The sequence below is a fragment of the Streptomyces sp. NPDC030995 genome (genome assembly GCF_055571215.1).
In genome coordinates this window covers 175805-188282 of the sequence record NZ_JBVIFS010000010.1, presented here as the reverse complement: position 1 = coordinate 188282, position 12478 = coordinate 175805, and the positions used below count along the sequence as shown (strand labels likewise).

The window sequence follows — 12478 nt, the reverse complement described above, 5'->3', positions numbered from 1 at the left end:
CGGGGCGGGAGGTTGCTGCCCGTTCCGTGGAGCCCAGCCCGTCGGGAGTGTGGGGACGGTGGAAGCAGGATCGAATGTTAGCGCTAACAATCAATTCAGCCAGGTCACGCGGTAGATGAGAGCGGCTCGGTGGCCATCACTATGAGTCAGCCCGAGTAGCGCGTCAAGGTCACGCGCAAGGTCGTCCCGCTGCCCGGCCGGGAATGGCAGCCCGACCCGATCCGTCGTCCCGGACGGGCACGTCGGCCTCGACGAAGCCCAGCCGCCGGTTCATGCCGATGGCCGCAGCGTTGCCCGGGTGGTGGAAGGCCCGCATCCAGTGCACGCCGTGCGAACGCGCGAAGCTGATCGCCAGAAGCTTCATCGCCAGCGCGACGCCCCTCCCCCGGTGGCCGGCCAGCACTCCGTCTGCGCTATTGGGGGATGGTGAGCAGGATGCGGCCGTGGCCACCGCCGGCGTCGACGTGGTCGTGGGCCTTGGCGATGTCGTCCAGCGGATGACCGTCGCCGACGGCGACGGTGAGGGCGCCGACGGCGGCTGCGGAGGTGAGGTCGCGGGCGGCCTGGCGCTTGGCCTCGGCAGGGAAGTCGTCGCTGCCGAGCAGTCGCAGGGTGACGTTGTTGAACAGCAGCGGCCAGAAGGGGATCTCGGTGCGGTCTGTGCGGGTGGCGTAGGCGGCGATGACGGCGTTGTTGGCGGCGACGGCGTTGTCGAGGTCGGCGTTGTCGGACAGCGCGACCTCGATGATCCGGTCGACGCCCCGCGGCGCGTACGAGCGGATGGCCGCGGCGGGGTCGCCGGTATCCAGGGCGACGGCGTGGGAGACGACGGCCGGGTCGACGCGGTCGAGGTCCGCGGTGCGGCGGACGGTCGCGATCACAGTCGCGCCTGCCCAGTGGGCGAGCTGGGCGGCCAGGGAGCCGACGCCGCCGAGGACTCCGTGGACCAGGACCAGTCGGCCGTCGACCGGGCCGTCGGCGAAGACGGTGCGGTGGGCGGTGATGCCGGGGATGCCGAGGCTCGCCCCCAGCTCGTCACTCAGATGGTCTGGAAGAGGTACGGCTTGGTGGTCGGGTACGACGGTGTACTGAGCAGCTGTGCCGAAGGGGCGGTAGGACTGGGCGCCGTACACCCAGACCCGCTGTCCGACGCGGCGGGCGTCGACTTGGGCGCCCACGGCGTCGATGACTCCGGCGGCGTCGCTGTGCGGGATCACCCGTGGATAGGGCATGGACGAGCCGAGCCAGCCGCGCCGCTTCTTGGTGTCGCCGGGGTTGACGCCCGAGACGGTGACACGGACGCGGACCTCGCCGGGGCCGGGGACGGGATCAGGGAGTTCACCGACGTGCAGGACATCGGCGGCGGGGCCCTGGTCGTCGTACCAGGATGCAAGCATGGGGGTACCTCCGTGGACAGTCAGCTCGCGGGAGCGGCGGGGGCATGCGGATCGCTGTCGGTGCATCCGGTGTCGAATACGGGCGGTTCCTCCCCGAGGGTCTCGCGCAGCCAGGTCCGTTCGGCGCGACTGGTGGCGCGGGCGGTGAGCAGCATGCCCCGCCGGTAGGGGTCGGCGACCTCTTCGGCACGCAGGGGCCGCTCGTGGTCGTAGAAGAAGCTCGCCGGTTCTTCCAGGAACTCCAGCCGTCTGCGCAGCACCGCGTGCCGTTCGGCCACGTCGGGCAGGTGGGAGAGGAATGCCAGGACGATGTAGAACCGTGTGAAGTCGGTGATCTCGTGGTCAGCGGGCTTGCGCAGGCGCTGATGCATGTCGGCCCGCCCGGCCGCGGTCAGGCTGAGCACGTACCGTGCCGCCCCCGCGGCCGGGTCGGCGCGCCGCTCGATCAAGCCCGCCTTGGTCAGGCGATTGATCGCCGGATACAGGCTGCCGTCACTGACCGGCCGCGTGTAGCCGGTCAGCTGTGAGATGCGGCGGCGCAGTTCGTGTCCAGGTAGGGGCCCCTCGGCGAGGAAGCCGAGTATCGCGAGTTCCAGCATGAATCCATCTTCACACAAAGACATCGAATCGATGTGAACATCGATTCGATGTTACGCTCGTAGGCACCCGCCCAAACGTCTCTGGAGAGGCACAGCAAGATGCAATCGCAGTCCACCGAGTCAGTGATGAACCGTTTCGTCGAGTTCATCAACACGGGCAACGAGGATCTCGCCCGCGAGGTCATTTCTCCGGACGCGGTGTTCCACGCGCCAAGCCACCCGGAACCACTGCGGGGGCCCGATGGGTACATGGAAGTCCTCGGGATGATGCGCAGCGCCTTCCCCGACGTTCAGTGGACGCTGGAGGAGACGGTCACCGAAGGCGACACCGTGGCCGCGCGGTTCACCATGCGGGGAACCCACGACGGTGAATTCTTCGGGATTCCGGCGAGCGGCAACAAGATCTCGGTGCAGGCCATGAACTTCTACTACCTGGCCGACGGCCGGATCGTCGGCGAACGGGGCCAGCCCGACCTCCTCGGGGTGATGCAGCAGATCGGCGCCGTACCGGCGCCGTGAGGCAGACAGTCGCCTCCTCCTCCCGCGCAACCGTCCAGGTCCGCGCTGCCGCCCTCCCGCAAGGCACATCATGGAATCCCTCGCACCCGCACCGCCCGCTCAGGCGATAGCCGTCCTGCCCCGGTCCTCCATTCTGGTGGCGGCCCTGTCCACCGTCGTGGAGTGGTACGACTTCACGCTGTACCTGTACATGACCACCGTGCTGTCCCGGGTGTTCTTCGGCACCGGCTCCACCTCGCTCCTGATCACCCTGGCGGTCTTCGCCGTCGCCTACCTGATGCGCCCGCTCGGCGCGATGGCCTTCGGCCACATCGGGGACCGGCTCGGGCGCCGCAAGGTGCTGCTCGGCTCGATGGCGGTGATGACCTCCGCGATGCTGGCCACCGCCCTGCTCCCGACCCGCGACCAGATCGGCTCCGCCGCCGGGGTTCTGCTGTTGCTGCTGCGCTGTGTCATGGGCTTCGCCGTCGGCGGCGAGTACACCGGCGTCACCGCCTACCTGGTCGAAGGCGCCGCACCCCACCGGCGCGGCCTGGCCGCCTCGCTGGCCTCCGACGCCAGCGAGATCGGTGCGCTGCTCGCCGCCGGGGTCACTGCCCTCACCGTCACCCTCGTCCCCGGCCCCGCCCTGGACGCGTGGGGGTGGCGCATCCCCTTCCTGTTCGGCGCGCTGCTCGCCACCACGGTGCTGATCGCCCGCTCCACCATGCGCGAATCCCCCGCCTTCGAGCAGCAGCCCCCGCCCGACACCAAGGGGGCGGGCCCACTGATGACCACTCTGCGCACCCAGCGCCCCGCGCTCTACCGGACGTTCGCGATCTCGGCGCTCGGCTCGGTGACGTACTACGTCGGCATCAGCTACGTCCCCACCTACCTCGGCGCGGTCAGCGGCTTCAGGGAGTCCGACGCCCTGTGGCTGTCGACCATCGCGGCCCTCGTCGTCATCGTCGTCACGCCGTTCGCGGGTGCCCTGTCCGACCGGGGCGGCCGCCGCCCCGCACTCACGCTCTTCGGTGCCCTGGCGGTGATCCTGCCGCCGGCCATGTTCGGCCTGATGACCCAGGGCAGCTTCGCCGCCGCACTGACCGGCGCGGTCGTCCTGGCCTGCGTGGCAGGCGGCATCAGCGCGGTCGCGGCCTCCGCGATCGCCGAACAGTTCCCCGTCGCCCAGCGCCTCAGCGGCCTCGCGCTCGGCGCCACCGCTGCTACCGCCCTCTTCGGCGGACTCACCCCTTACGCCTCCCAGGCCCTGGTCGACTCCACCGGCTGGGCCCTGATCCCCGGCGCCCTGGTCGCCGCCACCGCCCTGGCCGTCCTGCCCGTCCTGCGCCGCCTCCCGGAAACCGCACCAGCCATCCGTGCACCCCAGCCCGGCCATCTCGCCCCGGAACCCGAACCCCAAGCCCGCTGAGCAGACTTCGTGCGCTGGAACAACCTCACCGACGCCGCCGGGCCCGCCGCACTCTTCGCCCCCGGCACAGTGCGTACCCGGACCTTCGACACCCCGGAGTTCCTCGGCATCACCTTCCACGAGGTCCACGCGAAGTCGATCGTCAACCGGGTCCCGGACGGCTCCAAGCCTTCCAAGGTGCCGCTCGCACAAATGGCCACGCCGTAGACAGCTCGTCTGCGCGCCGGCGGACCGCACCACATCGCGATCACCGTGGATCAGGCGGGGTCAGCGCTGCAGGGTGAGCAGACCCGGCCGGTACGGCAGCTCACGTCCGTCCCGTCAGCAACTTTGACAGGACGAGATTCTGATGACGTCTCAGTGACGGGCAGGTTGCGACGCGGGTACTTGACGGCCGCTCATGTGCCGTGGTTTTCTCCCTGCAACACACCAGATGTTCGACTTTCAAGTTGTTAGCGCTAACAATGCGCCGGAGGCCCGACATCCCCACCCCGCAGGGGTCACGTCTTGCAGCCGCCCCGGACAAACAGTCCGTTCGCGCAGTTCAGCGCACCAATCCAGATGACCAACCGCCCCGATGCGGGACACGGTCACCGGCCCGGACGACCGAAAGGCAGCACAATGGCCGACACCACCAACTCCCGTGCAGGCAGCGGCCGCCCGCCCGGCATCCGAGTAGGCGAAGACGGTCTGACGGAGCGCCAGCGCTCGGCGGCTCCGTCCGCATCGCACGGTTCGCACTGACCACACCCCGAGCGCAACAACGTCCCTCCTCCGCTTCTGACCAGCTGCTCAGTCCCCGAGGCGCAGCACCAGGAAGGACCACACCATGGCCAGTACCGCCGCCCACAGGCCAACGGCTCACCCGACCGCAGTGAGGTCACCCGCCGCCGGTACGAGCCCAGCCCGGGCAGCCTGGGTGCTGATGATCCTCATATTGGCGTTCGCCGTCCTTCCCGCCGCGGTGCATCCCACAGCGGCCAGGGCCGACAACCCGATCGTGCAGCACGTCTACACCGCCGACCCTGCCCCACTGGTGCACAACGGGCGGGTCTACCTCTACACCGGGCACGACGAGGACGGCTCCACCTCCTCCTTCGTGATGAATGACTGGCGGGTGTGGTCCTCCGCCGACATGGTCAACTGGACCGACCACGGCTCACCGCTCAGCCTGAACACCTTCAGCTGGGCGGGCGCCAACGCGTGGGCGGGCCAGGCCGTCGAACGGGACGGCAAGTTCTACTGGTACGTGCCGGTGTCGGTCCGGGCGACCGGCCAATTCGCCATCGGCGTGGCGGTGTCGGACAGCCCCACCGGCCCGTTCCGGGACGCCCTCGGCCACCCGCTGGTGGAGAACAGTGAGATCGACCCGACCGTCTTCATCGACGACGACGGCCAGGCCTACCTGTACTGGGGTAACCCGAACCTGTGGTACGTCAAGCTGAACGCGGACATGACGTCCTACGCAGGCAGCCCCGTCAGAATTCCGCTCACCACCGAGGGCTTCGGATCCCGCACCGACAACCCCGACCGTCCCACGCTGTACGAAGAAGCGCCCTGGGTCTACAAGCGGAACGGCCTGTACTACATGGTGTATGCGGCCAAGTGCTGCTCGGAGTTCATCGCCTACTCCACGGCACCCAGCCCGACCGGACCGTGGACCTACCGCGGAACAGTCATGCCCGCCCAGGGCAACAGCTTCACCAACCACGCGGGCATCGTGGACTTTCAGGGCAACTCGTATTTCTTCTATCACAACGGCGCCCTCCCGGGCGGCGGCGGCTTCACCCGCTCGGTCGCAGTGGAGAAGTTTTCCTACAACGCTGACGGAACGATCCCGACGATCAATATGACGACGGCCGGGGCGCCGCAGGCCGGCACGCTCGATCCTTATGTCCGCCAGGAAGCCGAGTCCATCGCGTGGGGCAGCGGCATCGAAACCGAACCCTCCAGCGAGGGCGGGATGAACATCAGCTGGATTGAAAACGGCGATTACATCAAGGTCAAGGGCGTGGTATTCGGCGCCGGTGCCGGCTCGTTCACCGCCAGGGTGGCCTCAAACACCAGCGGCGGCCGAGTTGAGCTGCACCTGGACAGTGCCACTGGGCCGACGGTCGGGACATGCACGGTGTCGGGCACCGGAGGCTGGCAGACCTGGAGCACGGTCTCGTGCCCTGTTACCGGTGCGACCGGGACCCACGATCTGTACCTGCGCTTCGCCGGTGGCAGCGGGTACCTGTTCAATATGAACTGGTGGCAGTTCACCACCGGCCAGCCCGCCTTCTCGTCAACCGCCGTCGCCCAGCACAGCGGGCACTGCCTGGACGACCCCAACCAGAGCACCACCGACGGCACTCAGTACCGGCAGTACACCTGCGGCGCCGGTGAGGAACAGCGGTTCGACTTCCGCCCGGTGCCAGGGGTGGCGGACACCTACTCCCTGGTGAACCGCCACAGCGGCAAGTGCCTCGACATCCGTGGCGTCTCCACCGCCGACGGCGCGGCGGTCCACCAGTGGACCTGCCACGGCGGCACGAGCCAGCAGTTCACGCTGCGGCAGGTCGCCGCCAACGACTACCAACTCGTCGCGGTGCACAGCGGCAAGTGCGTGGACGTCAGCGGGATCTCCACCGCCGTCGGAGCATTGGTCCACCAGTGGACCTGTGACTCCGCCAGTGCCCTGGCCACCAAGAAGAACCAGGTCTGGCGCCTGACCGGCAAGAGCTGAACCACCACAGGGTCGGGCCCGGGCCGGCAACCCGGTGCCCGACCCTGTCCAGGGCCTTTGCGCGACGGCTTCATCTCGCCGCCCGGCCTGGGTCAGCCCTCGGGTCACGTCAACGAGGTGCAGGGCGCGGCGCACTCAGATCACCCCCTGCGCGACTCGTCCTCGGAAATGTTAACGCTAACACTTCGGCTCTCGGTCCCCCACGCGTGAGGAAGCTGATCTCGTATGTCCTGGCTCCAACACCCCCACAGCCGCCGGAAAGTCATGGCGGCCACCGTCGGCCTGGTCGCGGGCACCACGCTGCCGGCGATAGGCGCGAGCGCGGCGGCGGCCACGACGGCCCAGCAGGAGCGGTTCACCAACCCGGTGATCTGGCAAGACTTCGCCGACCTCGAGGTCATCCGCGTCGGCGACGCGTACTACTACACCGGCTCGACCATGCACTTCTCGCCGGGCGCGCCCGTCCTGCGCTCCTACGACCTGGTCAACTGGGAGTTCATCGGCCACTCGGTGCCGGTCCTCGACTTCGGCGACGCGTACGACCTCAATGGCGGACGGGCGTACGTCCAGGGCATCTATGCGTCCTCGATGCGCCACCGCCCCAGCGACGGGACCTTCTACTGGGTGGGCCAGATCGGCGGGCAGCGGTCGTACGTATACAGAGCCACCAACGCGGCGGGCCCCTGGACCCGGCACGCCGAGATCGGCAGCAATTACTACGACGCGGGGCTGCTCTTCGACGACGACGGCACCCCGTACGTGGCGTACGGCGCCAACGAAATCCGCGTCGCGCAGCTCTCCCCGGACATGCGCACCGAGGTCAGGTCCGAGCACGTGCTCACCAAGCCCGACACGTTGCACTTCATGGAGGGCTCCCGCTTCTACAAGATCAACGGGAACTACTACATCTTCGTCACCCGCCCGCCCAACGGCCAGTACATCTGGAAATCCACATCAGGCCCCTTCGGCCCGTACAAGATGCGAGAGGTGCTGTTGGACCTGCCCGGCCCGATCCCCGGCGGCGGCATACCGCACCAGGGCTCGCTGGTCGACACCCCGAACGGCGACTGGTACTACATGGGCTTCATCGACGCCTATCCCGGCGGCCGCGTCCCCGCCCTGGCCCCGGTCACCTGGAACGCCGAGGGCTGGCCCGAGCTCCAGACCGTCAACGGCACGTGGGGCGAGACATACCCCTACCCGGTCACCCCGCACCCGCTCCCGCCGATGACCGGCGCCGACACCTTCCAGGGAACGGCGCTGGCGCCGTACTGGGAGTGGAACCACAACCCCGACACCGCCGCGTTCACCGTCAACAACGGGCTCACCCTCAGGACCGCCACCGTCACCGACGACCTCTATAACGCCCGTAACACCCTCACCCGCCGCATCCAGGGCCCCGCCTCCACCGCGACCGTCGTGCTCGACTGCTCCGGGATGGCGCACGGCGACCGGGCCGGGCTGGCGATGCTGCGGGACTCCTCCGCCTGGATCGGCGTCACGCGGCAGGACGGCGCCAGCAGGCTGGTGATGTTCGACGGCCTGACCATGGACGCCAACTGGAACACCAGCAGCACCGGCACCGAGCAGGCCCGCGCCGACCTCCCCGCGTCCGGCAGCCGCGTCTGGCTGCGCGCCGCCGCCGACATCAGCCCGGGGCCGGGCCGCCAGGCGATGTTCTCCTACAGCACCGACGGCACCACCTTCACCCGGCTCGGCCCGGCCTTCACCATGAGCGATAGGCCTCATTTCTTCATGGGCCACCGCTTCGCCGTCTTCAACCACGCCACCCGGGCCCTCGGCGGCGAAGTGCTGGTGGAACGCTTCGAGTTGCGCGCGCACGCGCCAGCGGCCCCTGTGGACACCAACGCCTGGTACGTCATGGTCAACCGCTCCAGCGGCAAGGCACTGGACGTGGCGGGCGTGAGCTCCGCTGACGGCGCCGCGCTCACGCAGTGGGCCCGGTACGACGGGCCCAACCAGCAGTTCCAGTTCGTGGACTCCGGTGGCGGCTACTACCGGTTGAAGGCGAGGCACTCCGGCAAGCTGCTGGACGTCTCCGGCTGGTCGACGGCCGACAACGCCGCCATCCACCAGTGGAGCGACCACGGTGGCGTGAACCAGCAGTTCCGGTTGGTGGACTCACCGGACGGATACGTCCGGTTGATCAACCGCAACAGCGGGAAGGCCGTCGAGGTACCGGGCTTCTCCTCCGCCGACGGGACCGGCATCGTCCAGTATTCGGACTGGGGCGGCGTGAACCAGCAGTGGAAGCTCGTCCGCGTCGGCTCCACGGGCTAGTCCTCCTGCTGACACCGGTATCCGGTTCAAGCCCACCGAAACTCCCCCTGCCCGCTGGGCAAGGGGAGTTTCGGTCTGCGCGCGCCCGAGGTCGCACGGCCGACAGCGAGGTCCGAAAAAATCTTGGACCGGACGGCAACCCTTTCTGAAGAGGATCGAACGCCGGGTTGCCCGGTCCTGACCGCTGCGTGCCGCGCCGCGCGCTCGGGAGACGTGGCGCCGCCCTGAGCCGTGTGCCAGGCACGGCAGGTCGCGTTTTCCCCCTGCGCGATTGGCCGACGCACTACTCGACAGGGTCCGTGAGATCCTGGCCCGGCTCCTGCCGAGACGGCGACGACGCAGCAACCGCCGCGTGGTCAAACGCAAGATGTCCAACTACAAACTCAAACGCATCCCGCACCGGAACTGGCCACAACCCACCCGCGACCCCGCCGAGGCAGTCCGGATCGCACCGCACTACCGCACCGTCTCCGCCAACAAGCAGCGCAAACCACTCTAAGTCACTGGTATTGCATCTAGACCGACCTGTCCTGACAGAGCCCAGCCCTGTGGGGCAAGACCGGACGGCGCTGCCCTCGAGGGTGGCCATGCCGACGTCACCGCTGACGCGCCAAGTGCGGGAAGTTCGACGCAAGGAGGTCAACAGCCTCCTCCCAGAGGAAGCGGTCACCACCGCCACCGGACTTCGGGCGATGCGGCATGTAGCTGCCGAACATCACGCCCATCTCACGCAGCTCATCAACGCTGCGCCGATACGCACGGTGGGCAGCGAGGGCGGTGTTCACGTAGGGGAGCACCACCATGGGGATGCCCATGCCGGGTGCCTCGCAGAGGATGCCGAGTGCGAGGTTGTCCGCGAAGCCGGCCGCCCACTTGTTAACCGTGTTGAACGTGGCTGGTGCGACTGCGATGGCGTCGACCCGCGGGTACGAGCGCGCATCACCCGGTGAGCGCCAGGCAGAGCGGATCGGGTAACCGGTCTGGTTCTCGATCACCTGGCTGTCGAGGAAGTTGAAGCCCTGTGGGGTGGCCACAACTACGACGACCCAGCCCCGTTCCTGCGCGGCGGTGATGAGTTTGCCGACATCGCCGGCGATCCCGGCCGCGCACACGATGACGTACAAGACAGACTTGCGCTGTGGCTCAGTCACGGGGCGCTCCCAGTCGACGGCTGAAGTGGCGGAACTCTGGGCAGCGTACGACTGTGGCCCCGAGCAACAGCAGACTCACCGAGCGCCTCCAGCCCCGCCTTGCCACTCCCCTGAGTAACCTGTCGTGAGCGACGTTGGATGGCCCCCGACCTGCGGTGCTCCTCTTGGCGAGACAGTGTCCGCTGGGGGGAATCTGGGGGGAATGAGGCCTCGTGGGGGGCGGCTGGGGGGAATCGGCTGCATATGCAGGCAGCAGGGTGAAAGACTCGGAAAGGTCGATCGCTGCAGGTCAGACCGCCTATGCAGGCAATTTCCGCAGGTCAGCGGTGCGAGGGTGACAACTTCAAGAAGATCTCCTCCTGGGCCGCCATCCTCTTCGCCCCGACCCTCGTCGGCACGATCTACGGCATGAACTTCGAGACCATGCCGGAACTCCAGTGGGCCGCCGGCTACCCCTTCGCGATCCTCCTGATGGCCGTGGTCTGCGTCAGCCTCTACGTCATCTTCAAGAAGCGCGACTGGCTCTAGCCAGTCGAAGAGCTGCACGCGCGCGGGATCGCCGCACCAGGCTTCCCCTCCCCGGCCGGGAGAATCTGTACCGCGTCGGAAGGCACCGGGAAAGCGGTGCCTGACGCGGGGTCCCACAACGTCACCTCACCACCGACCGCACCGAAGCTGCCGTACACCCGCTTGGGGTCCAACTTGTAACCGTACATAGGCAGCTCTTCCAACGGGCCGATGGGCGTCACGCAGACGGGCCTGGGGGTGGCACCGTAGTAATCACCCGGCACTTGGCCCGATCGCCACTTCCGCACCGCCGTATCGCCTGCCTCCGAGGCTCCGTCCAGTACGGTCACTCCCCACACCAAGGTGAGCACCATCGCTCCGGTCAAAGCAACGAGCGGGCGAAGCAGGTGCAGACTGCGGCGGCGGAGAAGGGGGCTCATGTAGCCCCAACAGGCCAGGGAGAAGAGCATCAACACTGCCGAGGTCCCCAGGACGTGCACGGAGGCCAAGAACTGCCACGCCTTCGCAACGTCCATTTCTTCCGCGCGGACGTGGAACGCTGCGCCGTAGAACGTAAAGAGCACCGGGCTGAGTCCGGCGAGTGCCGGAGCAGCCACGGGCAGCAGACCCACGAACACCGCCACCAAAAACGGTCTGCGGTCGCCCGCACGCGCCAACTGTCGGATGCCCGCCGCGACGAACACCGAACCGGCCAGCAAAAGGTGGGTGCCAAGAGCAGTGGCGGGATCGGCAATCCTGGCCAGTAAGGCTGTGCCCACGAAGAGCACCCCGCTGATCACAAGCGCAACCAGCCATGCTTCCCACCGCCGGCGTCTGTGGACGACCACGGCTTCGCCCCCGGCCCTCGCCCGCCGGGCCACCGACGCGGCTGAGTCGGGACCGCTTCCACGAAGGATCCGACGTCGGCGTACGAAGGGAAGCACGGTCGTCGCACACCACCAGACGATGGCTACCCAGGCCACCCCTGCGGACAGGGCCAGCCACCGAGGTCCCGTCGCCACGGGGATGCCGAGCAGACCTCCGGCCCAGCCCAGCGCCACCGTCTTCAGCTCCCGGCGGCGGTTGTCCGCCGCCCGGCCCCGCCGCATCCCGTCGTGAACCCGTACCCGTCGCGGAAAGGGGGGACGAACGCATCCTTGACCAGCGCGTCGCTCGGCTTCCTCGTACGAGCCGTACAACACCGTCCCGGTGTCATGGAACCCGAGGCGGCGTTCCGCGTTGAATCTGCAGCGGACCCACGGACCGGATCGCGTGCTACGCGGTGCACAGGCAAACCAGTGTGGTTCCTCGCGACGCTGCCTCCGCGACATCCTTGCGCTCACCGGCCGCAGATCCAGGTGAGCATCGTCCGCCAGGTCCTTGACCTCCTGGGCTGCCCAACGTTCCGGACGCCGCGACGAATCCTGCCGGATGGGGATGCCGAGGGTGTACACCGAGGTTCTGACCGCCTCGCCCGGGAGAACTCCCCCGGCTGCGCGAACCGTGGGAAACTCCTCCTCCTCAGCTGCCAGCACCTCCCAGCCCCTCGCCTCGAACAACCTACGTGCGGTCATCCGGTGCTCGACTGGTCCTCTGAGTGTCGCCTGCACCCGAACGTTGAGCATCACGCCTCCGCGCTCCTGCCTCTGATCACGCCTTGGCTCCGCAGGTCGCGCCGGACTTCATCGGGCAGCACGCGTTGACTTTCCCCGTCACGCCCACACCGCTGTACGTCGGACACCCGAGTTGTACGCCGAAATGGCGGGCAGTATCGCCCATCGCGCGGTACTGGCTGAGATCCCCCGTTGTGAAGCGACGGGGGACGGGGGATGAGGGACGGGCGTCACGACCCGCGTGACTGAAGC

Annotated in this window: 10 protein-coding genes and 3 pseudogenes; 8 read left to right on the top strand and 5 right to left on the bottom strand. The window is 68.2% G+C overall.

Annotation, left to right across the window (positions count from 1 at the left end; translation table 11 throughout):
- Positions 1 to 169 precede the first annotated feature (169 nt).
- From ACZ45T_RS17900 to ACZ45T_RS17890, 3 genes are read right to left on the bottom strand one after another with little or no spacing between them, the layout of a single operon-like run.
- On the bottom strand, positions 170 to 364 hold the full coding sequence (locus tag ACZ45T_RS17900) for a hypothetical protein (protein ID WP_468442242.1): 195 nt from the start codon (positions 362 to 364) through the stop codon (positions 170 to 172).
- 49 nt (positions 365 to 413) lie between these two features.
- Entirely contained in the window at positions 414 to 1397 is a 984-nt protein-coding gene (locus tag ACZ45T_RS17895) for an NADPH:quinone reductase (protein WP_468442240.1), read from the bottom strand.
- A gap of 20 nt (positions 1398 to 1417) precedes the next feature.
- Positions 1418 to 1996, bottom strand: coding sequence for a PadR family transcriptional regulator (locus ACZ45T_RS17890; protein WP_468442238.1), 579 nt, complete (start codon positions 1994 to 1996; stop codon positions 1418 to 1420).
- A 126-nt stretch (positions 1997 to 2122) separates the two neighbouring features.
- On the opposite strand from ACZ45T_RS17890, the gene ACZ45T_RS17885 reads away from it, so the two are divergent.
- From ACZ45T_RS17885 to ACZ45T_RS17855, 7 genes and pseudogenes are all read left to right on the top strand, one after another.
- Positions 2123 to 2515, top strand: coding sequence for an ester cyclase (locus ACZ45T_RS17885; protein ID WP_267036548.1), 393 nt, complete (start codon positions 2123 to 2125; stop codon positions 2513 to 2515).
- Between the two features lie 70 nt (positions 2516 to 2585).
- Positions 2586 to 3926, top strand: coding sequence for an MFS transporter (locus tag ACZ45T_RS17880; RefSeq protein WP_468442236.1), 1341 nt, complete (start codon positions 2586 to 2588; stop codon positions 3924 to 3926).
- 9 nt (positions 3927 to 3935) lie between these two features.
- Positions 3936 to 4094 (top strand): annotated as a pseudogene (locus ACZ45T_RS17875) (Rv2578c family radical SAM protein); the annotation flags it as partial.
- Between the two features lie 757 nt (positions 4095 to 4851).
- Positions 4852 to 6654 carry a family 43 glycosylhydrolase gene (locus ACZ45T_RS17870; protein WP_468442234.1) on the top strand — a complete coding sequence of 601 codons (1803 nt, stop codon included), beginning with the start codon at positions 4852 to 4854 and terminating at the stop codon, positions 6652 to 6654.
- Positions 6655 to 6879: 225 nt separating this feature from the next.
- A pseudogene (locus ACZ45T_RS17865) lies at positions 6880 to 8487 on the top strand (glycoside hydrolase family 43 protein); the annotation flags it as partial.
- Positions 8464 to 8955, top strand: a complete 492-nt coding sequence (locus tag ACZ45T_RS17860) for an RICIN domain-containing protein (protein WP_468442368.1) — start codon at positions 8464 to 8466, stop codon at positions 8953 to 8955. The pseudogene ACZ45T_RS17865 and the gene ACZ45T_RS17860, both read left to right, overlap by 24 nt.
- Before the next feature lie 352 nt (positions 8956 to 9307).
- A complete protein-coding gene (locus ACZ45T_RS17855) occupies positions 9308 to 9454 on the top strand; it encodes a hypothetical protein (RefSeq protein ID WP_266614063.1) in 147 nt (48 codons plus the stop codon).
- 97 nt (positions 9455 to 9551) lie between these two features.
- Here the strand turns inward: ACZ45T_RS17855 and ACZ45T_RS17850 are convergent, their stop codons facing one another.
- Positions 9552 to 10106, bottom strand: coding sequence for a flavoprotein (locus tag ACZ45T_RS17850; RefSeq protein ID WP_468442231.1), 555 nt, complete (start codon positions 10104 to 10106; stop codon positions 9552 to 9554).
- A gap of 342 nt (positions 10107 to 10448) precedes the next feature.
- Between ACZ45T_RS17850 and ACZ45T_RS17845 the strand changes: the two are divergent.
- Positions 10449 to 10634 (top strand): annotated as a pseudogene (locus ACZ45T_RS17845) (CorA family divalent cation transporter); the annotation flags it as partial.
- On the opposite strand, the gene ACZ45T_RS17840 reads toward ACZ45T_RS17845, so the two are convergent.
- Entirely contained in the window at positions 10631 to 11401 is a 771-nt protein-coding gene (locus ACZ45T_RS17840; RefSeq protein ID WP_468442229.1) for a hypothetical protein, read from the bottom strand. The pseudogene ACZ45T_RS17845 and the gene ACZ45T_RS17840 overlap by 4 nt on opposite strands.
- Between the last annotated feature and the right edge of the window lie 1077 nt (positions 11402 to 12478).

Coding starts and splice junctions, on each gene's coding strand:
- ACZ45T_RS17870 (WP_468442234.1), top strand. CDS start 4,852: ATGATCCTCATATTGGCGTTCGCCGTCCTTCCCGCCGCGGTGCATCCC.
- ACZ45T_RS17900 (WP_468442242.1), bottom strand. CDS start 364: ATGAAGCTTCTGGCGATCAGCTTCGCGCGTTCGCACGGCGTGCACTGG.
- ACZ45T_RS17890 (WP_468442238.1), bottom strand. CDS start 1,996: ATGCTGGAACTCGCGATACTCGGCTTCCTCGCCGAGGGGCCCCTACCT.
- ACZ45T_RS17880 (WP_468442236.1), top strand. CDS start 2,586: ATGGAATCCCTCGCACCCGCACCGCCCGCTCAGGCGATAGCCGTCCTG.
- ACZ45T_RS17885 (WP_267036548.1), top strand. CDS start 2,123: ATGAACCGTTTCGTCGAGTTCATCAACACGGGCAACGAGGATCTCGCC.
- ACZ45T_RS17895 (WP_468442240.1), bottom strand. CDS start 1,397: ATGCTTGCATCCTGGTACGACGACCAGGGCCCCGCCGCCGATGTCCTG.